The following is a 21,908-nucleotide window of genomic DNA, read 5'->3' on the forward strand; positions in this document are numbered from 1 at the left end:
ATAAAAAAACCTTGAACGTTAATTCAAGGTTTTAAAATTTATATAATATGAATTTTTATCCGTTCATTGAGATTAAAAATTCTTCATTATTTCTAGTTTGTTTAAAGCGATCGTTAATAAATTCCATAGCTTCAACCGGATTCATGTCAGCTAAATACTTACGCATTACCCACATTCTTTGAATGGTGTTTTCATCTAAAAGAATATCATCACGTCTTGTACTAGAAGACGTTAAATCAATAGCTGGGAAGATTCTACGGTTAGAAATCTTACGATCTAACTGAAGTTCCATATTACCAGTTCCTTTAAATTCTTCAAAAATCACCTCGTCCATTTTAGAACCAGTTTCTGTCAATGCCGTAGCAATAATCGTTAATGAACCTCCATTTTCAATATTTCGGGCTGCACCAAAGAAACGTTTTGGTTTGTGTAACGCATTGGCATCTACACCACCAGAAAGTATTTTACCAGACGCAGGTTGTACGGTATTATATGCTCTAGCTAAACGTGTAATAGAATCTAATAAAATAACCACATCATGGCCACATTCTACCAATCGTTTTGCTTTTTCTAAAACAATATTTGCAATTCTCACATGTTCATGCGCTTCTTTATCAAACGTAGATGCAATAACTTCACCTCGAACATTTCTTTGCATATCTGTTACTTCTTCAGGTCGTTCATCAATCAATAATATCATTTGATACACTTCAGGATGATTAGCTGCAATGGCGTTTGCAACATCTTTCAGTAACATGGTTTTACCTGTTTTAGGTTGTGATACAATCATACCACGTTGTCCTTTACCAATAGGTGCAAACAAATCCATTATTCGTGTAGAAATTGTAGCTTGCTTTTCGGCTAAGTTAAATTTCTCTTGAGGAAATAAAGGTGTTAAATGCTCAAAAGCCACTCTATCTCTTACCACATTGGGATTTTGTCCATTAATTTTACTTACTTTAATTAATGGGAAATATTTTTCACCTTCCTTAGGTGGTCTTACATGGCCAAGAACAGTATCTCCTGTTTTTAAACCAAATAAGCGTATTTGCGATTGCGAAACATAAATGTCATCTGGCGATGATAAATAGTTATAATCAGAAGACCTTAAAAACCCATAACCATCTTGCATAATGTCTAAGACACCTTCACTTTCAATGATGGCGTCGAATTCAAAATCTGGTTCGCGGTAACGATTTCTGCTATCCTTATTACCGTTATTCTTTTGGTTATTGTTGTTTCTATTATTGTTTTTAGAAGAGTTCTGCCTTTTGTCGTTGTTTTGATTGGCGTTAGAACGTCTTTTATCGTTAGGTTTGTTGTCTTGGTTTTTGTGCTGCGAATTATCTTTATTCGCTTTCTCATTCTGGGAAGACTTATTGTCTTTACTAGCAGTTTCACTAGATTTATCCGTATTCGATTTTGTGTTTCTAGGTGTTTGCACTCTAGGTTTAGGATCCTCTTTTTTGTCTTTATCAGTAAACTCTATGGTTTTTTGATCTTTGTCTTCTTGAGGTTTTTTTGGAACTCTTGCACGTTTTTGAGGTGCTTTTGCTTTTGCTGGTTCTGGCTTCGCTTCTGCATCTACAGTTGCTTTTACTGCGCCAGGATTGGCTGCTTGGTAATCTAAAATTTGATACACCAAGTCTAATTTTTTTTGTGTACGGTATTTAGGTACGTTTAGTTGTTTCGCTATTTCCTGTAATTCAGGTAGTTTTTTAGCTTTTAACTGAGAAATTTCAAACATTCGTATGTTGTATAAGGTAATTAATTTGATATTATTAATTCAATATTTTCTAAATGAAATAAAAAGAAAAAAAGTGAGATTAATTTGGAAGATTACAAAGATGTAACTCAGTAGGTTACTTCTTTCTACTGCAATAATACAATTTTATTTTAAAACATTTTCTATCTTTTTAAAAAATAAACTACTAATTTTGCATTGCTTTTTTAGTAATTTATGATTCAACGCATTCAAACCTTATATTTAGTTTTAGCCGCAGGTATTTCTGCAGGCTTAATATTTGTGTTTCATTTGTGGTTAAATAATGAAGGTGTTAAAGTTTTTGCTCTAGATAACTATACGTATTTAGGCTTGTTTTTAGCCTCTGCATTGTTGGCAGTGATATCAATATTTAGTTTTAAAAACAGGAAGTTTCAATTTGTTTTGGGACGACTCAATATAATATTAAACTTTATTTTACTAGGAATCTTTGTATATCAATCGCAAAATTTATCTGGAGAAACTAACGTTTCTGAGAAAGGTATTGGGATTATTCTTCCTATTTTTTCTATTGTGTGTTTAGTCTTGGCTAACAAGGCTATTAAAAAGGATGAAGATCTCGTAAAATCTGTAGATCGATTACGATAGACCTAAAATCTTAGTAGTATTAGTGTGAAAAACCCAGTCGCTGCCGACTGGGTTTTTTTATGGTATTCTTAAGGATTAACTCGGTATGGATTGAGATGTTTTTGTTTGAAATTCTATCACTTCTAAATCTTTTATGTGTTTTCCGTCTATTTTAAAACGCAGCATTGTTCTTACTTTATGAAATCCATGTTTGCCAACAGCACCTGGATTCATATGTAACAAATTTAAGGTTTTGTCTGGCATAACTTTTAAAATGTGAGAATGACCTGTGATAAATAAGTCAGGAGGATTTGCTTCTAAAGCATTTCTCACTTTGTTATTATACTTGGGAGGATAGCCACCAATGTGCGTAATCCATACATCTACTTCTTCGCACATAAATCGGTTATGCAACGGAAATTCAGACCTAGCTTTTGCGCCATCAATATTGCCATATACGGCTTTTAGTGGTTTTAATTTTGCAATGCTATCGGTTACAGACAATTCGCCAATATCGCCAGCATGCCATACTTCGTCTGCTTGTTTTACATGTTTTAAAATGGCATTGTCCAGGTAACTATGTGTATCTGATAATAAAAGAATCTTTTTCATATTTACTTTTTACAAAGGCTGAAATCTTATTAATTATTTTAGGATTTCTTTAGCATCTAAAACTGTAACTTTGCAGCTTAACAAAAGTAAGATTTCTATTGCGATTTTTCATAGAACTTTCATATAATGGTAAAGCATATCATGGCTGGCAGAACCAACCCAATGCTATTTCTGTGCAAGAAGTACTAGAAAAAGCTTTGTCTACGATTCTTAAGTCTGAGATTTCAATAATGGGAGCAGGTAGAACAGATGCTGGTGTACACGCATCTCAAATGTTTGCTCATTTTGATTGTGATACTAAGTTTAATTCAAAAGATTTAGTTTATAAGCTCAATTCCTTCTTGCCAAAAGATATCGCAGTGCGTTCCGTTTTTGAAGTAAAACCTGAAATACATGCCAGATTTTATGCGGTTAGTAGAACCTATAATTATAAAATTTCTACGGCTAAAAATGTATTCGATTATGATTATTCCTATCTCGTACATTTACCATTAGATATTGCATCAATGAATGAAGCCTGTAAAATCTTATTGGCGTATAAGGATTTTCAATGTTTTTCTAAGACGAATACAGATGTAAAGACGTATAATTGTGATATCATGGAAGCTTTTTGGACAAAAGATAAGGATGAACTTATGTTTACAATTAAAGCAGATCGTTTTTTAAGAAATATGGTAAGAGCTATAGTTGGTACTATGATAAATATAGGAATGGGTAAATTGAAGCCTCATGATTTACACCAAATTATAGCATCAAAGAAGCGAAGCGAAGCCGGTTTTTCTGTGCCTGCTCAAGGCCTTTACTTGGTTAATATCGTTTATCCAGAAGATATAAGAATAGAGAATTAAAATTGTAAGATTTCCGATTATAAGGAAAGTTAATATGGCAGAAAAAAGTAAAAAAATATTTGACGTATCGTTGTTTACACGATTATTGCAGTATATAAAACCCTATCGAGCGGTCTTTATTATTTCTCTGTTTTGTGTTGTGGGCTTGGCCGTATTTGGTGCGCTTAGACCTTATATATTAAAGGAGGCTATTGATGTAAAAATAGCAAACAAGGCTTATAACGGTTTTGTGCTTTACATGGTTATTATGTTGGCCTTATTAATCCTCGAAGTAGTATCTCAATTACTTTTTATCTATTATGCGAGTTGGTTGGGTCAGTCTGTTGTTAAGGATATCCGAGTGAAACTGTTTAAGCATATGCTTAAATTTAAAATGACCTATTTTGATAAATCTTCAGTAGGTGTTTTAATTACAAGAGCAGTTACAGATATGGAACGTATTGCAGATATCTTTGGGCAAGGACTATTTATGATTTTTAGTGATATTCTAAAAATGCTTGTCGTAGCTGGCTTTATGGCTTTTATTAATTTGAAATTAAGCCTTATTGTATTTATTACAATGCCTATTGTATTGTTTGCTACTAAGGTTTTTCAGAAATATATGAAACGCGCTTTTGAAGATGTAAGAACAGAGGTGTCTAATTTAAATTCTTTTGTACAAGAACGAGTTACAGGAATGAAAATTCTTCAGTTATTTACAAGAGAAGATATAGAATATAAGAATTTTAAAGCGATTAATGAGCGTCATAAAAAAGGATGGCTAAAGACGGTTTGGTATAATTCTATTTTCTTTCCTATAGCTGAATTTTTAGGGTCGTTAACGTTGGCAATGGTTATATTGGTTGGTGGTTTTGATACCATTTCTAAATTACCTGGAACTACCTTAGGAGATCTCATATCTTTTACAATGTTTATTCCTATGTTGTTTAGGCCATTAAATCAAATTGCTAATAAATTCAATACCTTACAAATGGGTATGGTTGCGGCAGACCGTGTATTTAAGGTCTTAGATACAACATCCAATATTGATGATTCTGGTACTATAGAAGCTAAACATTTTAAAGGTGATATTGAATTTAGTAATGTTAGATTTTCCTATATAAAAGACGAAGAGGTTCTTAAAGGCATATCTTTTAATGTAAAAGCAGGTGAAACCGTAGCTATTGTAGGTGCTACTGGCGCAGGAAAATCTACGATTATCAATTTATTAAACCGGTTTTATGATATTAATGCTGGTGCTATAAAAATCGATGGAACAAATATAAAAGACACAACATTGAGCTCCTTGAGAAGTCAAATTGCTGTGGTTTTACAAGATGTGTTTTTGTTTGCGGATACTATTCTTAATAATATTACCTTGAATAATGATGGAATTACGGAAGAGGATGTTGTTAAGGCAGCTAAGGCTATAGGAATTCACGATTTTATTTCGAGCTTACCAAACGGTTATCATTATAATGTAAAGGAAAGAGGTGTGATGTTGTCTTCTGGTCAACGTCAACTTATTTCGTTTTTAAGAGCATATGTTACTAATCCAAGTATATTAATTTTAGATGAAGCTACATCTTCTGTAGATTCTTATTCTGAACAATTAATACAAGACGCAACTGATAAAATTACAGATGGAAGAACCTCTATTGTAATTGCGCATAGATTGGCAACCATACAACAAGCCGATAAAATTATAGTGATGGATGCAGGTAAGATTGTTGAAATGGGTACGCACAGTACACTCTTAGAAAAAGAAAATGGTTACTATAGAAATCTTTATGAAGTACAGTTTTTAAAGGCAGAAGCAGTTTAAGAAATTATACTTTAGATAAGATTATAAATAAGATTGCAATTAGAATTCCTGCAATAAAAAATAATGAAATTGCAATAAATCCAACAATAATAAATCGCAAAAGCGTAGCCCAAAACTTGTCTTTAAATATACGTTTTAGAATAAAAAACAAATAGGCAATTGTTGGTAAAAGTAGTATGGATGCAATAAGCATGTAGTCTATGCCAAAAATTGATAAAACAATGGCTATTATAGCTGTAAGAATAATGACTTGTCCATAGTAATATAGATTAATGACTATATGTTCCGTGAAATTGTATTTTCTTTGACCTAAAACATAATAAGTCAGCCATGTACCAAAGGCATAAAACGGAACAGTTGCTATATAAATTAAACTCTGGTATTTATTTAAAGTATCTACCTTTAAATCTTTAAACGGATTGTCTTCTTGAGATTTTGAAGATGCATTAAAACCTTCCACAAAACCACTTTGAAAATCAAAAGACTCTTTAAAAAAGGTGCTCATTATAAATAACTGAATACCTGCTAAAGTTAAAGCAATGGCAAAATATTGTAAAACGTCAATGTATTTTTTTCGTGTACCATCAATGTAACTAACAATGACCTTTTCTGGTTGTGTAAAAAGATGAATAAAGGTGCGAAGAAATTTGTTGTCTACACAAAGAAATTGCTCATTTACCTGCGTAACTAATACTTTTGGTTTTAGGCGATTATAAATGATTTTTGCGCCACACTCGTCACAAAATTTTTGAGATTCTCTTAATGTATTATTACAATTTTTACAATGCACTAGCCTAAATCTTCTTTAATTTTTAGAATAAGATCATCCGTATTATTAAACATTACAAACTCGCCATTTTTTATATAAGAAATTTGTCCAGTTTCTTCACTTACACAAAGGGCTAAAGCATCTGTTTTTTCAGATATTCCAATGGCAGCTCTATGTCGCAGTCCAAAACGTTCTGGAATATTTTTTTCATTGTTAACTGGTAAAATAACACGCGTCGCTTTTACCACATTTTTATCTATAATTATAGCGCCATCATGTAACGGACTATTTTTAAAAAATATGCTTTCTATGATAGGTTGTGAGACGAGAATGTTCATTTCATCACCAGTATCAGTTAAGAAGTCTAGGTTATTGTTGCGTTCTATAACAATTAAAGCACCAGTGTTTGAAGATCCCATTTTATTACAAGCATTTATAATCGCATCTACATCTGTAGAGGTTTGATCTTCGTTTTTTAAGAATTTAAAGTTTTTGAAAATACCTTTTTTGCCACCAATATTTGTGGAACCAACGAGCAATAAAAATTTTCTTATTTCAGGTTGAAAGACTACGATCAAAGCAATAATACCAACTTTCATAAAGCCATCAAAAATGCTGTAAAGCATCTGCATATTGAGATAGTCCGTTAAGCGCCAAGCAAAATAAATAACTAATATTCCAATAAAAATATTGATGGCAACAGTACCTTTTACAAGCTTGTATATGTAATATAGAAGTATAGCCACGAGAAAGACATCCACGAAATCTATAAATCTAAAATCCCAAAGTTGTAAGTTTTCCAAGCGGTTGGTGTTTTTGCTAATTTAAGTTAAAATATGTATTCATTAAAATCCACTGAAATTAAATCTGTATCTATAAAATTAATCTTTCTTTTAATAGTGATGTAATCTTGGAAAGTTAAATTTCTAGAAAAGTATAATTCTAAATGTATGCCAATGAAATTAATATCAGTAAGTGTCTTCATTTTATTGTCTAGATGCTCAAAATTTAAATTTTCATTTCCAATTTGAAATTTTAAGTCTTCCTTAATAATTATTGGAATTGTGTTTCTAGCGTGGAAACCAGCCATATTCATTAAATTTTCCTTTGTAGGAATGTTACGCTCATTATAAACAGAGTCGATTTTGAGCTCTTCTTTATAATAGATATCAGTAAAATCCAAAAACCCTAAATTCCCAATACTAGTATCATTACAAGAAAAATAATTTTTGGCATCTTCGTTTTTATGCATTTCCGCATTTCGTTTTTTGTCTTGTAAGAATTTAATGTGTGGAATGGCTTGTTTTAAGGTTAAGCGTTTATCAACATTAACCAACCAGTTGGTTGTGATTATTAAATTCTTTCGGTTTAATAATGTAGAATCTGGTTGTGTTTCGTCATAAAAAATATAAGCAGGAGACACATCTAGAACTTCTGTGACTTTTGCATTTTCAATTTCTGGCAATAGTAAAACGCGTTCGTTATTACAGCTGAAGCAACATACAATTAATAGAAAGTAAATAAAACGCATAAGATTCGATTAAAATGTTTTTAAATATATTTTAGACCTACGAGGATTGCAATTGATTGTAAAGTGTAACGCATTCCATGGCTTCTTTTACATCATGAACACGTAACAGTTTTGAACCTTTTTGTAAAGCAACCATGTGTAAAGCGGTTGTACCATTTAATGCTTCTTGTGAGGTAGCATTTAAAGTTTTATAAATCATAGATTTTCTAGAAATTCCGGCGAGGACAGGCTTATCTAGCATCTGCAGTAAGTCTAGTTGGTTTAATAATTCAAAATTTTGTTCTGTTGTTTTTGCAAAACCAAATCCAGGATCTATAATGATATCATTAATTTTTTCTTGGTGTGCAGCTTCAATACGTTCGGCAAAATAAGAAATCACTTCTTTGGTTAAATCAGTGTATTGTGTTTGCTGTTGCATAGTTTTGGGCGTGCCTCTCATGTGCATCATAACATATGGTACACTTAGTTTTCCAACGGTTGCAAGCATATTAACATCAAGTTGACCTGCCGAAATATCGTTCACTAAAGTAGCACCAGCTTCAATACTTTGTTTAGCAATTTCACTTCTAAAAGTATCAATAGAGATTAAGGCTTTAGGAAAATGCTTCAAGATTAACTCAATAACAGGCAAAACACGATTGAGTTCTTCGGTTTCGCTAACATCATCTGCATTTGGTCTAGAACTGTAACCACCAATATCTATAAAAGTGGCTTGGTGTGTCAACATGGTTTCCACCTGATTTAAAATTTCGGTCGCATCCTTATATTTTCCACCATCAAAAAATGAATCTGGCGTAACATTAAGGATTCCCATTACTTTAGGAGTCGATAAATCAATTAATTTTCCTTTACAATTTATGGTCATGAATTATTGAAAATTCTAAAGTTAATTTCTCAAAAATCAGTGCGTTTTTGAGTGTGTTTTTTAATGTAATTAATATTCAAGAGTAAGCATCTTTGCGTCTTTGCAGCTTCGAGAGCAACAAAATAACCTCAAACTTTGAACTTCTAATTTATTTATGCGAAATTTACGGAAATTTTACGCGATAATCGATAATTACATATTTCTAGTTGTCTGTTGTTCTAATTATTTTTAGACTGAAAAAATTTATAATTTTAGACTAGAATTTAACTTTTTATAAATGCAAGATACTTCAAAACAATACGATGCTGTTATAGCAACATGTAGAGCACTTTTTATAAATAAAATGAGTGATTATGGTAGTGCGTGGCGCATACTAAGATTACCGTCTTTAACTGATCAAATTTTTATAAAAGCACAACGTATTAGAGGTTTGCAACAAAATGATGTTAGAAAAGTAGACGAAGGAGAGGTCAGCGAATTTATTGGCATTATTAATTATTGTGCCATGGCGTTGGTGCAGTTAGATAAAGGTGTGGTAGAGCAACCCGATTTAAACACGGAAGAAGCCACAGAACTTTACGATGAAAAAATTGCCATAACCAAGCAGTTAATGCTCGATAAAAATCACGATTATGGTGAAGCTTGGCGAGATATGCGAGTAAGTTCCTTAACCGATTTAATTTTACAAAAATTATTACGTGTTAAGCAAATTGAAGACAATGCTGGTAAAACAATAGTGAGCGAAGGTATTGATGCTAATTATCAAGACATGATTAATTACGCTGTTTTTGCGATGATTCACTTAGGCGAAAGCGAATAATTTAGTACGCCTGAAAATTCAGGAAAATTTAAAGGTAAATAATTTTAAAATAGATTTCTGTTTGCGCAGAAATGGAAAAAGCGATGAAATACATAGTACACCTTAGTAGAATATTAACCGGAATATTATTTATTATTTCAGGATTTATAAAATTGAATGATCCTCTTGGCTTTTCGTATAAGCTTGAAGAATATTTTAGCGCAGAGGTTTTAAATTTAGAATTTTTAATACCTTTTGCATTAGGTATCTCTGTTATTGTAGTCGTTTTTGAAGTGGTTTTGGGAGTCTTTTTGTTAATTGGCTACAAACCTAAATTTACAGTATGGAGTTTACTGTTAATGATTGTGTTTTTTACGTTTTTAACCTTTTATTCGGCTTATTTTGATAAAGTTAAAGATTGTGGATGTTTTGGAGATGCCCTAAAACTTACACCATGGGAAAGTTTTACGAAAGATGTCATCTTACTTGTATTAATTCTAATCTTGTTTGTAGGTCTAAAACATATTAAGCCAATATTTACTAAACTGCCAACAACAGTAATTGCGTTATTAAGTTTTATACTATCACTATGGTTTGGGTACCATGTATTAATGCATTTACCGTCTATAGATTTTAGAGCCTATGCTATTGGTAAAAATATACAAGAGCAAATAATTACACCAGAGGATGCGCCAAAACCAGTTTCGGAATACACTTGGACATTTAATGTCAATGGTGAACACCAAGAATATATTACCAACGGAAGTTACCCAAAAGTAGATGGAGATTATGTAAGTGTAGAGACTAAAGTTATAGACGAAGGTTATATTCCACCTATTCAAGATTTTACTATTGAAGCAGATGGTGAAAATAAGTTAGACGATTTTTTAGAGGTCGATAAACTTTTAATTATTACCATTTATGCAAAAGAAAAGTCCGAAGCAGAAGGCATTGGCAAAATAAAAGCACTTACAGATAAGGCAATTGCAAAAGGCTATACTGTGATAGGTGTTTCGGCTTCTGGCTCAGATAAAATGGCAGCATTGGTAGAAGCCAATGATCTAAATTTTAGTTTCTATGCAACCGATGAAAAAGTGGTAAAAACCATAGTGCGTTCTAATCCTGGTGTTATCATTTTACACAAGGGTACAGTTGTGAATAAAGCACATTGGAATGATTTTGAAGATGTAGAGTTGTAGTTTTCAGTTTTCAGTAGACAGTAGGCAGTAGGCAGTGAAAAGTATGCAGTAAACAGTAAACAGTACAAATTATACTTGCTAATAGTTTGCTTGAAACATTTTAAATTAATTTAATACCAACAACCAACAACCAACAACCAACAACCAACAACCAACAACCAACAACCTGATACGCTATTTCATAAATAAAATCTTCTATGCGTTCATCACCTTATTAGGTGTCGTAACCGTTATATTCTTTTTATTTACGATTTTGCCAGGTGATCCTGCAAAAATGATGTTGGGTCAAAACCAAACAGCAGAACAAGTTGATGCCGTAAAACAAAAATACGGATTTGATAAACCCATTGGGACGCAGTTTTTATATTACCTAAATGATTTGTCACCAGTTTCATTTCACTCTAATGCACCAAGCGATTATACATGTCTGAGTGCTAATAAGTATACAGCAGCAAAACTATTTACAATACGTACTACAACAACTGTACTAAAAGTTCCATACTTAAGAGAATCCTTTGCAAAACAAGGCAAAAAAGTAACACAAGTTATAGGTGAAACCATACCCAACACCTTTGTTTTAGCTGTGTCAGCCATAGTTATCGCACTTATTTTAGGCGTGTTATTTGGTATATTATCAGCGCTATACAAGGATACATGGTTAGATAAAACCATTCAAGTTCTGAGTACATTTGGTATGAGTATTCCGTCGTTTTTTAGTGCCATCTTATTCGCATGGTTATTTGGTTATGTTTTGCATCAATATACCAATTTAGAAATGACAGGTAGTTTGTATGAACTCGATGATTTTGGAGAAAAAATGACCATTAAATGGAAAAATTTAATACTTCCAGCGTTCGTTTTAGGAATAAGGCCACTAGCCGTAGTTATCCAATTAATGCGAAATTCACTGTTAGAAGTCCTCAATCAAGATTACATACGTACAGCGAGAGCAAAAGGCTTAACTGAGTTTCAAGTTATAAAGCGTCATGCTGTAAAAAATGCGTTAAATCCTGTAGTAACTGCAATTTCTGGATGGTTTGCATCGATGTTAGCAGGCGCCGTTTTTGTAGAATATATTTTTGGTTGGAATGGCTTAGGAAAAGAAATTGTGAATGCATTAAATACCTTAGATTTACCAGTAATAATGGGAGCGGTTCTTGTGGTTGCTATTATTTTTATAACCATTAATATGTTCGTAGATATTATTTATGCTTGGTTAGATCCAAGGGTAAAATTATCATAATAAAACCTAGTTAAATGTGTTTCGGGTAAACATAAAATTAAGAAAGCTGTTATTAAGTTGATCTATAACGTTTTCGCTCATTTATCCTTGTGCTATGCGAGCTTTGTGTAATCTTTTACCTTATTTTTGTATTCACAATACGCAATTCAATAATCAACTTCAAAGTCTGGAGTAAAAATAAAACATATGAGAAAAAATATAGTAGCCGGCAACTGGAAAATGAATAATGATTTAAAAGCAACAAAAAAGTTGGTAAAACAAATCAAAAAAACATTAAAGAAAGATAAATTAAAAAACACAAGGGTTATTGTAGCGCCAACATTTGTTAATTTAACAGCGGCTGTAAAACGATCAAAAAAATCTAAAATCGAAGTCGCTGCTCAAAACATGCATCAAGCCGCAAATGGTGCTTTTACAGGTGAGATTTCAGCAGAGATGTTAAGAAGTGCAGGCGTAAAAACCGTTATTTTAGGGCACTCAGAAAGACGCGCTTATTTTGGTGAAACAGATGCGTTATTAGCAGAGAAAGTGAATACAGCTCTAGCAAATAATATAGAAGTAATATTCTGTTTTGGAGAAGAATTAGCCGATAGAAAAGCAGGTAAAGAAGAAGCCGTAGTAGGTGGTCAAATAAAAAACGCATTATTTCATTTAGAGGCAGATGCATTTAACAAAATAGTATTAGCCTACGAGCCAGTTTGGGCCATCGGAACAGGAGAAACAGCAAGTCCAGAGCAAGCACAAGATATGCATTCATTTATTAGAAAAAACCTAGCAGACCAATACGGTAACGATGTGGCAGAAAATGTATCCATTCTTTACGGCGGAAGTGTTAAGCCAGCAAACGCTCAAGAAATATTCTCTAAACCAGACGTCGATGGCGGATTAATAGGAGGTGCATCGCTTAAGGCTGAAGATTTCTGTGCTATCATAAATGCCTTTTAAAAATCGCATAATTTTGACGTTACCACAAGGGTCGCGCTATACACTATATCTTTTTATTCGGTGGCTTTTGCTACGCGCAGCCACCAAATAAAAAGGATGCCGTTTCTATCGCTAACGCAATGGCACCAATGTCAGTTATTGTATTCATAACATCTTTAGATTACCAATTGTAGGTGTCTAATAACAAAACATCAACACAAATAGTATATGTCTAATACCATTTATATAGGTTATAACTTTAAAGTAAAACCATTACAACCCGCTACCGAAATACTCATTGCAGAACTTGGTTACGCCGGTTTTGAGAGTTTTGTGGAAACCGAAGAAGGTGTCACAGCATACATTCAGAAAACGGAGTGGTCCGAAAATATCTTAGATGATATCTATATTTTAAACTCAGATGAATTTGAAATCACTTCAGAGTTTAATGAAATAGAGCAAACCAACTGGAACGAGGAATGGGAAAAGAACTTTAACCCAATCATTGTCGATGATTTAGTATCTGTACGCGCACCATTTCATGAAAAACCAGATGCTAAATACGATTTAATTATAGAACCCAAAATGAGTTTTGGTACAGGTCATCATGAAACCACACATATGATGATTCAACATATTTTAAAAAACGACTTTAAAGGGAAGTCTGTATTAGATATGGGCTGTGGCACCGGAGTTTTAGCCATTTTAGCAGAGAAAGTTGGTGCAACAAAACTAGATGCTATAGATATAGATAATTGGTGTTACTTAAATAGTTTAGAAAACGTAGAGCGCAATAACTGTCATAATATTACCGTTTTTGAAGGCGATGTAAAATTACTAGATGGAAAAACGTACAATAGTATTATAGCTAACATTAACAGAAATATCCTTTTGGCAGATATTTCAAGTTATGCTACATGTTTAACAGCAAATGGCACCTTGTTTTTAAGTGGTTTTTATGAAGAAGATATTCCAATTATAACGGCAGAATGTGAAAAACACATGTTAAAATTAGATGAAACTATTCAAAAAGGACGTTGGGTATCGTTAAAATTTATAAATTAGTAGAGAATAATTAATAGAGTCTGTTGCACTAAGTACAAAAACGTACTTAAAAAGAGATTTAAGATGACAAAAGAAAAATACTCAGAAGAGCTACTTCTACAAGAAGAAGTCGTAAAAGAAAATGAAATTGTATTGTTCAATGATGAGGTAAATACCTTTGACCACGTTATTGATACGTTAATATACGCATGTGACCATATGCCAGAACAAGCAGAACAATGTGCGTTGTTAGTGCATTACAAAGGAAAGTGTACGGTAAAAACAGGACCTTACGAAGATTTAGAGCCAAGATGCTCAAAGCTATTGCAAGCAGGTCTAAGTGCAGAAATAGTTTAATAAAAAATCCCACTCATAGTGGGATTTTTTATTTGTAGCTTTTTTTAATACTATCATTCCGAACTTGTTTCAGAATACCAAAAAAGCGTGTTTAGGTCTAGCGCGTTATTTTGTTAATCTACCAACGGCACAACTCACAAACGACTTTGCCTTTTTGGGTAATGAGTTGGCATCGCCAACTATAGGATACCCTAAATCTGATAACTTTTGTTTTACGGATTCTATTTCAATTTCAGATACAGAATTAAAACTTACTTCATCGGTGTCTTTATTAACGTCTACTTCAGAAATACCGTCTAATCTAGATAATTGTGTTACGATAGTGTTGGCACAACCACCACATTTAAGGTTTTGTATGTAAAGTGAACTTTTCATGTTTATTAGTTTTATGTATATGATATATCCCTTAAGAATTCTAAAGGTTACGATTTATTGTAATTTATATTGGAAAACACCCCTAAAGTCCCCTCAAGGGGACAGTCTCACTGTTGCGAATAAAAAAATCTAAAAGATTTTTTTATTGATTGCCGCCTTGAGGGGACTTTAGGAGTGTATTAATATTGCTATTTATTTCCGACCTACATAGTCTAGGTCTGGTCATTATTTATCTATAAAGTCGATGGGCAAACAAAATCAGTTACTGGTAAATCGGTTTTTTTAATAGCACCAAATCCACCTTCTACATCAATTAAGTTATTATAACCTCTGGCTTTTAAAATAGACTCAGCGATAACCGAGCGATAACCACCAGCACAATGAACATAATAGGTTTTGTCTTTGTCAACTTCGTTCATTTTTTCATTAATAAAGTCTAAAGACAAGTGTTGCGCATCTTCTATATGAGATGATAAATATTCACCATCTTTTCTTACATCAAGAATATTAATTTTGCTTTCTTTGGCTTTCGCAGCAAATGCTTCAGCAGAGATTGATTGTAATGTTTCAATATCTTTTCCGGCATTTTGCCAAGCTTCTAATCCACCTTCAAGATAACCTAATGTGTTATCGTAACCAACACGAGATAATCTTGTTATAGCTTCTTCAGATTTACCTTCAGGCACTACCAAAATAATCGGTTGTTTAATGTCTTTTATTAACGCGCCAACCCATGGCGCAAAGCCACCATTTAAGCCTATAAAAATAGAATTAGGAATATGCGATTTTAAGAAGTCGGCTTGTGTTCTAACATCTAAAACTAATGCCGATTCGTGGTTAGCTATGGCTTCAAATTCATCTGGAGTAAGTGCTACATTTCCTGTTTTTAAAACCGTTTCAAAAGTATCGTAACCCATTTTGTTCATCATGGCATTTTTTGCAAAATACTGTGGAGGAGGCGCAATACCATCTAAAACTTCTTCAACAAATTCGGCTTTTGTCATATCTGCACGTAGTGCATAATTTGTTTTTTTCTGTTCACCCAAAACGCCAACCGTTTCTTTGCTTAGATTTTTACCACAAGCAGAGCCAGCTCCATGTGCAGGATAAACGATAACATCATCCTCTAGCGTCATAATTTTATTGCGAAGTGAATCGTATAACATACCAGCTAAATCTTCTTTAGTTAAATCAGATTTAATCGCTAAATCTGGACGACCAACATCACCTAAAAACAAGGTGTCACCAGAAAAAATAGCATGGTTTTTTCCGTTTTCGTCAATTAAAAGATACGTTGTAGATTCAAGAGTATGTCCTGGCGTATGCAAGACTTTAAGGATTACTTTACCGAGTTTTAGTTCTTCACCATCAGTTGCAGTATGAATATCGTATTCCGTAGTAGCACCAGGTCCATAAACGATAGTAGCACCAGTTGCTTTGGCTAAATCTACATGTCCAGAAACAAAATCAGCATGAAAATGCGTTTCTAGAATGTATTTTATTTTAGCATTATTGCTATTAGCCTTGTCCACATATTGTTGAACCTCTCTCAACGGATCTATAATAGCAACTTCGCCTTCTGATTCTATGTAGTATGCACCTTGAGCTAAACAGCCTGTATATAATTGTTCTATTTTCATATTTTTAATTCTTGTAGTACAAATTTACGAAACTTCATTTTTTTGAAATGTGACAATTGTCACAAAGTGTGTTAAAAAAGCTCTTTGTAAACGATATAAATCGCCATGATTATAGTAAAGTAACCAAACGCGCTTTTTAAGCCTTTAGCGCTTATTTTTTTTGATATGGCAAGTCCTATAAAAATACCTGCTATAGAAATTGCGGTAAACGTTAATAGAAATTTCCAGTCAATATTTAAGGTGTTTAGATCTCCTAAAAAACCCAATAAGGATTGAATTGCAATAATAAAAAGAGATGTACTTATCGCTTTCTTTATTGGTAATTTAACTAATAAAACCAACGCAGGTACTATAAGAAATCCTCCGCCAGCACCAACTAAACCCGCTAATGTACCAATACCTATAGCCTGTGTGCCAATAGCAAAATAGTGATTGTTATCATAACGTTTTATTTCTAGGTCTGCAGGAATCTCTTTAGATTTTATCATAGACCAACCTGCTAGTAGCATTATTATTGCGAATAATAACATAATAAAAAGTGAATTGGTAAGATGAAATTTTCCAAATGAAAATAGAACGTCAGGGAGATTAGGAATCACTAAACGTCTTACCATAAAAACTGTAATAATAGAAGGTACGGCAAATATTAAAGCGGTTTTAAAGTCTATTGTGTTTTTTTTGATATTCTGCAAGGTGCCAACCAAAGCAGTGCTTCCAACCACAAATAGCGAGTAACCTGTTGCTATAATAGGGCTAAAGCCTAAAAAATAGACTAGGATAGGCACGGTTAAGATAGATCCTCCGCCACCAATAAGCCCTAATACAAGTCCTACTAACAAAGCACCAACATAGCCTAAAATTTCAATGAATTCCATATTAATGCGGAAGTTTGTTTTTTAGTAATCCGTATACATAGGTGCCAAGTAGTGCACCAGCTATGGCTATTAATATTGAAAAAGCTCCTGTACCAACTAAGATGTACATAGGGCCAGGACAAGCGCCACTCAAAGCCCATCCTAAACCAAAAATAGTTCCACCAATAATGTACCTCATAAAACCTCGGTCTTTTAATGGTACTTTTAATGACGTGCCTTCCGTGGTTTTAACGTTCATTGCTTTAGAAATTAAGAGTAGGATAATGCCAGAACCAACAGCAGTTCCTATTATGCCATACATATGAAACGATTGAAACTTAAACATTTCATAAATGCGATACCATGAAACGGCTTCGGATTTTACAAGTACAATGCCGAAAAAAATACCAATAAAAAAGAATTTTAAATATTTTCCCATAATTAAAATAGTATTGGATAAATAAGATGAATCATTATTAAACCACCAATAAAGAAACCAATAACAGCAATTAATGATGGTAATTGAAGACTGCTTAGGCCTGTAATAGCATGTCCAGAGGTACAACCACCAGCATATCTAGTGCCAAAACCCACTAAAAAACCGCCTATGGCAAGAATTAAGATGCCTTTAAAACTCAAAACGGCTTCTAAGCTAAACAGTTCTGGAGGTAGTAAGCTGTTACCAACATTTGAAAATCCTAGATTGTTTAAATCGTTAACGGTTGCGTCGCTTAATGCGATATCTATTGGGTTAGATAGAAAATAATGTGCGATAAATCCGCCGAAAATTGCACCAGCAACAACAACGAGATTCCAGCGTTGGCTTTTCCAATCGAATTTAAAAAATTCTACACGTTTACCTGCGCCACCAATGGTACATAAGGTTCTTAAGTTGGATGACATGCCAAATGTTCTTCCAAAATAAAGTAGAAGAAACATGACTAATGCAATCAATGGGCCCGAAACATACCAAGGCCATGGTTGTAAAATATATTCCATAAATAAAATTTAATGCAAAAATAAGATTCTAAAAAGTTAGACTATGTAACAAATGTAACTAAAAGTCTATCACAGTAATTTTGTTGCGTCCAAGCTTTATTTTTTGTGCTTTTTCAAGTTGCTTGAGTAAACGCGAAATAACAACTCTAGAGGTGTGCATGTCTTCAGCAATCTCCTGGTGCGTTATTTCTAATGCGGTAGATCCATTGAGTTTTACTTGGTCTGTAAGATGTTTGTATAAACGCTCATCCATTTTCATAAATGCTAAAGTGTCAATGGTTTCTAGCATTTCATCAAAACGTACTTGGTAACTTTGTAAAATAAAGAGTCTCCAACTCTCGTTAGAGTTAAACCATAATTTCATATTTGTAATAGGGATCATCACTACAGTAACATTATCATCTGCGATGGCTCTTATTTTGCTAACAGATTTAACCATGCAACATGTTAATGACATGGCACAAGTGTCACCAGATTCTAAAACATAGAGTAGGAGTTCATCCCCTTCTTTATCTTCTCTAAGTACCTTAATGTTTCCGGAAATTAATAATGGAATGTAATTTAAATCTTGACCAATATCTATAATGATATCTGATTTTTTAAAGGATTTTAGAAAGGCGACGTTAGCAATTTTATCGATTAATTCTGAGTCGAATAAATAATAGAATGGTTGAAGCGTTTCTTTAGAAATCATAATTCAAAAATACTAATTTAAAAATTTGAAATAAATAGTTTGGCTATGATTTAATAAATGTATTATATTTGCACCCACGAAAAAAGGCCTCGTGGCGCAACTGAATAGCGCACTTGATTACGGCTCAAGAGGTTACAGGTTTGAATCCTGTCGAGGTCACAAGAATATAAAGTTCATTTCTTAATTGAAATGGACTTTTTTTTTGGATTTTTTTAAAGTTGTCTCTCTTTTTGAGAACAAAGAATACTGAGTTTTATTAAAAATGCGTGGATATATCTTAATCCAAAGCATTTTTAGTAACATAAACGCGCCAACCAATAATAGCAAGTTGTAGTTTAGAGGCTTTGCTTAAATCTAATTGTTTTTTAGAGTAAGAAGGCAGTATGGCTTTATTGAGTTTAGCCAATGTTTTAAAGATTTTGTTTTTCATTTGTGGTTGAATAGTAAATCCTTAACAAAAATAGTAAAACTTATTCTAGAACTAAGTTTTACATTTTTATGATTGTAATTAGTTAGGATACTAATTTAGAATATCGAAATAATTATTTCAATAATAAGTTTAGCTAGTGTCATCATAATTTTTGGTTTTAGAGGTTAATGAATTTGTTTTTTAATTGATTGAGTTTTCAATATATATACTCATCACATTGCTTTCCAAATGTTTTTGGTAAAATTCACAATTTTGAATTCTAATATGTAACTAAATTAATGTCTTTAGTTATGATGTTTTGTGACTTGTCTTTATTGTGGTAACAAATTGTTATAAAAAATAGATTTTTAATTATAATTTGATGCTTTTGTAGGGTGTATTTGAAGTGAATTTTCAATACCTAGAGGCGTTTCGTTATTTATTCGTTGATTTTGTTCTATTTGATCTTTTTGAATTACGATTTCCTGATAAATTTCATATTTTAATTTTGGAATATTTAGTATTTAATTTATTGATAACATTTAGATGTATTATTGGGTTATCTTTGTGAAAAAATACGATCTATGAAAAGAATTACTTTTATCTTATGTTTATTAATTTCTGCTATAAGCTGGTCTCAAGTTTTATTAATAAATGAGTTAGATGCGGATTCTCCAAGTACAGACACGGCAGAGTTTATAGAATTAAAGTCTCAAACTCCAGATTTTTCTACAGATGGTTATATTCTTGTGTTTTTTAATGGTTCTACCAGTGGAGGCGATTCTAGCTACATGGTTATGGACTTAAATGGGTATACAACCGATTTTAATGGATTGTTGGTCATTGGTAGTGAAGGTGTTGCTCCATTTCCTCAAATGCTAATTTCTCAAAACGTAATACAGAATGGTGCAGATGCCATTGGTTTATATCAGGCTAGTGTTAATGATTTTCCAGAAGGTACTTTAGCGACTCAAACGAATTTAATAGATGCTATTGTTTATGGTACAAATGATGCTGATGATACTGGTTTATTAACATTATTAGGGCAAACCGAACAGCATAATGATAACGGAACGAATGCAAATCCTAAGTCAATACAAAGATATGTCGACGCAATGAATACGGTAACTTTTGCCGCGGCAACACCAACACCACGACGAGAAAACGATGGTTCAGGTAATGCTATAAATCCTATTAGTATTATGGTAGCGCAATCACAATATGGTGAGGATGCTGCGTTTGATATCACGTTTACGTCAGAATCGAATACAACGTCAGATTTAAATTTTAATATAAGTTTAGATAATGAAGGGTTTACTTCTAATGATTTTACAGGGAACACGAGTTTAACGATACCTGCTGGACAAAACTCTGTGACCACCACAATAACGCTAATAGATGATGCTTTAGATGAAGGCGATGAGGTTGCTACAATAAAATTTTTAGATTTAGAGGAGCCTAATGTTGCTAATAATAATTATGTAGAAGTAAGGATTGTAGACAATGATTTTACAGTGGCACCTTTCGGTACACCATTAAACCCAACCACAGGTATTGTACAAAGTACACAACCAGATGGCTACTATGATAGTACAGAAGGTTTGGCTGATGTCGCTTTGAGACAAGCCTTACAAGATATAATTGCAGATCCGTCAATAGTTAGGGCACAAACTTATGCGGACGTTTTAACGATATTAAATGAAGCAGATCAAAACCCAGCGAATAGTAACCAAGTTTGGCTACTGTATACAGAGCAAGGACGAGCAAAGTTAGATGTTCAAACAGGCTCGGACAACACAGGTAAATGGAATAGAGAGCATACGTTTCCGAGATCATTAGGTGGCTTTTTTGATATAGAAGAAGACGAAATAGCAGATGGCATAGATATTTATTGGACCACCAAAGCAGATTCATTGCGTCATGGAAATTCAGATGCTCACGCTTTAAGAGCGGCAGATGCCGCAGAAAATAGTACAAGAAACAATCAGCATTACGGAGAATATAATGGACCATCTGGTACTCTAGGAAGTTTTAAAGGCGATGTAGCCCGAAGCGTTCTGTATATGGAAATTAGGTACAACGGCTTATCTGTTGAGAATGGATTTCCGAGCACCACAGGTCAAATGGGAGATTTAGCGACACTATTAGATTGGCATAGAAATGATCCACCAGATGATTTTGAAATGAACAGAAATAACATTGTATACAATTGGCAAAAAAACAGAAACCCATTTATAGATCAGCCGTTAATGGTAGAATATATTTGGGGCGATAATGTGGGTGATGTTTGGATGCAATCTTTAAATCTTGAAACCAATGAGACCTTAGAAGTTGCCCTTTATCCAAATCCTACAACAGGAAGGGTTTATCTTTCAGGATTAACAAATGAAATAGACGTTGAAATTTTTTCGGTAGAAGGTAAGCTCTTAAAACAATTTACAGCAGTAGGAGATTATGTAGACTTGGATTTATCTAGTGGTCTATATATGGTAAAACTGATACATAACAACCGTTCTATAATTAAAAAAATTATACTTAAATAAAGGATCTTATCCTTATTAAAGTTGAAAAGCCAAACTAAATTATTCTAGT

The 21,908-nt window shown here is 33.0% G+C and carries 23 protein-coding genes and 1 tRNA gene; 11 read left to right on the forward strand and 13 right to left on the reverse strand.

Features of this window, described 5'->3' with window-relative positions; genetic code table 11:
- Window positions 1-55 precede the first annotated feature (55 nt).
- Window positions 56-1,747 (reverse strand): transcription termination factor Rho, encoded by a 1,692-nt coding sequence (rho, locus tag HNV08_RS05675; RefSeq protein WP_173280209.1) that lies wholly within the window; start codon window positions 1,745-1,747, stop codon window positions 56-58.
- A gap of 213 nt (window positions 1,748-1,960) precedes the next feature.
- Here rho and HNV08_RS05680 point away from each other — a divergent pair, with 213 nt between their 5' ends.
- A complete protein-coding gene (locus tag HNV08_RS05680; RefSeq protein ID WP_173280210.1) occupies window positions 1,961-2,371 on the forward strand; it encodes a DUF4293 domain-containing protein in 411 nt (136 codons plus the stop codon).
- A 75-nt stretch (window positions 2,372-2,446) separates the two neighbouring features.
- On the opposite strand, the gene HNV08_RS05685 is transcribed toward HNV08_RS05680, so the two are convergent.
- Window positions 2,447-2,962: a metallophosphoesterase family protein gene (locus tag HNV08_RS05685; RefSeq protein ID WP_173280211.1), complete on the reverse strand. Its 516-nt coding sequence runs from the start codon at window positions 2,960-2,962 to the stop codon at window positions 2,447-2,449.
- A 98-nt stretch (window positions 2,963-3,060) separates the two neighbouring features.
- Here HNV08_RS05685 and truA point away from each other — a divergent pair, with 98 nt between their 5' ends.
- Window positions 3,061-3,810: a tRNA pseudouridine(38-40) synthase TruA gene (gene truA / locus HNV08_RS05690; RefSeq protein ID WP_173280212.1), complete on the forward strand. Its 750-nt coding sequence runs from the start codon at window positions 3,061-3,063 to the stop codon at window positions 3,808-3,810.
- 34 nt (window positions 3,811-3,844) lie between these two features.
- Window positions 3,845-5,614: an ABC transporter ATP-binding protein gene (locus HNV08_RS05695; protein WP_173280213.1), complete on the forward strand. Its 1,770-nt coding sequence runs from the start codon at window positions 3,845-3,847 to the stop codon at window positions 5,612-5,614.
- Window positions 5,615-5,618: 4 nt separating this feature from the next.
- Here the strand turns inward: HNV08_RS05695 and HNV08_RS05700 are convergent, their stop codons facing one another.
- Genes HNV08_RS05700 through folP form a run of 4 tightly spaced genes read right to left on the reverse strand, consistent with a single transcriptional unit; the run spans window position 5,619 to window position 8,779 of the window.
- Window positions 5,619-6,404: a DUF3667 domain-containing protein gene (locus HNV08_RS05700; RefSeq protein ID WP_173280214.1), complete on the reverse strand. Its 786-nt coding sequence runs from the start codon at window positions 6,402-6,404 to the stop codon at window positions 5,619-5,621.
- On the reverse strand, window positions 6,404-7,186 hold the full coding sequence (gene cdaA, locus HNV08_RS05705; RefSeq protein WP_173280215.1) for a diadenylate cyclase CdaA: 783 nt from the start codon (window positions 7,184-7,186) through the stop codon (window positions 6,404-6,406). Before cdaA ends, HNV08_RS05700 begins: the two co-directional genes overlap by 1 nt.
- A 26-nt stretch (window positions 7,187-7,212) precedes the next feature.
- Window positions 7,213-7,914, reverse strand: coding sequence for a hypothetical protein (locus HNV08_RS05710; RefSeq protein ID WP_173280216.1), 702 nt, complete (start codon window positions 7,912-7,914; stop codon window positions 7,213-7,215).
- 37 nt (window positions 7,915-7,951) lie between these two features.
- Window positions 7,952-8,779, reverse strand: a complete 828-nt coding sequence (gene folP / locus HNV08_RS05715; protein WP_173280217.1) for a dihydropteroate synthase — start codon at window positions 8,777-8,779, stop codon at window positions 7,952-7,954.
- 277 nt (window positions 8,780-9,056) lie between these two features.
- Between folP and HNV08_RS05720 the strand changes: the two genes are divergently transcribed.
- The 6 genes from HNV08_RS05720 to HNV08_RS05745 all read left to right on the forward strand — a co-directional run bounded on the left by HNV08_RS05720 (window position 9,057) and on the right by HNV08_RS05745 (window position 14,345).
- On the forward strand, window positions 9,057-9,599 hold the full coding sequence (locus HNV08_RS05720) for a DUF1599 domain-containing protein (protein ID WP_173280218.1): 543 nt from the start codon (window positions 9,057-9,059) through the stop codon (window positions 9,597-9,599).
- Window positions 9,600-9,682: 83 nt separating this feature from the next.
- Window positions 9,683-10,777: a BT_3928 family protein gene (locus HNV08_RS05725; RefSeq protein WP_173280219.1), complete on the forward strand. Its 1,095-nt coding sequence runs from the start codon at window positions 9,683-9,685 to the stop codon at window positions 10,775-10,777.
- A 166-nt stretch (window positions 10,778-10,943) separates the two neighbouring features.
- Window positions 10,944-12,020, forward strand: coding sequence for an ABC transporter permease (locus HNV08_RS05730; RefSeq protein ID WP_173280581.1), 1,077 nt, complete (start codon window positions 10,944-10,946; stop codon window positions 12,018-12,020).
- Between the two features lie 186 nt (window positions 12,021-12,206).
- Entirely contained in the window at window positions 12,207-12,965 is a 759-nt protein-coding gene (tpiA, locus tag HNV08_RS05735; protein WP_173280220.1) for a triose-phosphate isomerase, read from the forward strand.
- A 207-nt stretch (window positions 12,966-13,172) separates the two neighbouring features.
- Window positions 13,173-14,009 carry a 50S ribosomal protein L11 methyltransferase gene (prmA, locus tag HNV08_RS05740; RefSeq protein WP_173280221.1) on the forward strand — a complete coding sequence of 279 codons (837 nt, stop codon included), beginning with the start codon at window positions 13,173-13,175 and terminating at the stop codon, window positions 14,007-14,009.
- 63 nt (window positions 14,010-14,072) lie between these two features.
- Window positions 14,073-14,345 carry an ATP-dependent Clp protease adaptor ClpS gene (locus tag HNV08_RS05745; protein ID WP_157362944.1) on the forward strand — a complete coding sequence of 91 codons (273 nt, stop codon included), beginning with the start codon at window positions 14,073-14,075 and terminating at the stop codon, window positions 14,343-14,345.
- A gap of 105 nt (window positions 14,346-14,450) precedes the next feature.
- Here HNV08_RS05745 and HNV08_RS05750 read toward each other — a convergent pair whose 3' ends face one another.
- From HNV08_RS05750 to HNV08_RS05775, 6 genes are all read right to left on the reverse strand, one after another.
- Complete coding sequence (locus HNV08_RS05750) at window positions 14,451-14,720, reverse strand: heavy-metal-associated domain-containing protein (protein ID WP_173280222.1); 270 nt, start codon at window positions 14,718-14,720, stop codon at window positions 14,451-14,453.
- Between the two features lie 233 nt (window positions 14,721-14,953).
- Window positions 14,954-16,360 carry an MBL fold metallo-hydrolase gene (locus tag HNV08_RS05755; protein WP_173280223.1) on the reverse strand — a complete coding sequence of 469 codons (1,407 nt, stop codon included), beginning with the start codon at window positions 16,358-16,360 and terminating at the stop codon, window positions 14,954-14,956.
- Between the two features lie 71 nt (window positions 16,361-16,431).
- Window positions 16,432-17,235, reverse strand: coding sequence for a sulfite exporter TauE/SafE family protein (locus HNV08_RS05760; protein ID WP_173280224.1), 804 nt, complete (start codon window positions 17,233-17,235; stop codon window positions 16,432-16,434).
- Between the two features lies 1 nt (window position 17,236).
- Complete coding sequence (locus HNV08_RS05765) at window positions 17,237-17,653, reverse strand: DUF6691 family protein (protein ID WP_173280225.1); 417 nt, start codon at window positions 17,651-17,653, stop codon at window positions 17,237-17,239.
- A 2-nt stretch (window positions 17,654-17,655) separates the two neighbouring features.
- On the reverse strand, window positions 17,656-18,213 hold the full coding sequence (locus HNV08_RS05770) for a YeeE/YedE family protein (RefSeq protein ID WP_173280226.1): 558 nt from the start codon (window positions 18,211-18,213) through the stop codon (window positions 17,656-17,658).
- Between the two features lie 58 nt (window positions 18,214-18,271).
- Window positions 18,272-18,907, reverse strand: coding sequence for a Crp/Fnr family transcriptional regulator (locus HNV08_RS05775; protein ID WP_173280227.1), 636 nt, complete (start codon window positions 18,905-18,907; stop codon window positions 18,272-18,274).
- Between the two features lie 85 nt (window positions 18,908-18,992).
- On the opposite strand from HNV08_RS05775, the gene HNV08_RS05780 reads away from it, so the two are divergent.
- Window positions 18,993-19,066 (forward strand) — tRNA-Arg (locus HNV08_RS05780).
- A 118-nt stretch (window positions 19,067-19,184) separates the two neighbouring features.
- Here the strand turns inward: HNV08_RS05780 and HNV08_RS05785 are convergent.
- On the reverse strand, window positions 19,185-19,337 hold the full coding sequence (locus HNV08_RS05785; protein ID WP_173280228.1) for an SsrA-binding protein: 153 nt from the start codon (window positions 19,335-19,337) through the stop codon (window positions 19,185-19,187).
- A gap of 563 nt (window positions 19,338-19,900) precedes the next feature.
- Between HNV08_RS05785 and HNV08_RS05790 the strand changes: the two genes are divergently transcribed.
- The gene (locus tag HNV08_RS05790; RefSeq protein WP_173280229.1) at window positions 19,901-21,859 is read left to right on the forward strand and encodes an endonuclease; all 1,959 of its coding nucleotides are present in this window, start codon (window positions 19,901-19,903) and stop codon (window positions 21,857-21,859) included.
- The last annotated feature ends 49 nt before the right edge of the window (window positions 21,860-21,908 follow it).

It is taken from the genome of Winogradskyella eckloniae (genome assembly GCF_013249045.1).
Lineage (GTDB): Bacteria > Bacteroidota > Bacteroidia > Flavobacteriales > Flavobacteriaceae > Winogradskyella > Winogradskyella eckloniae.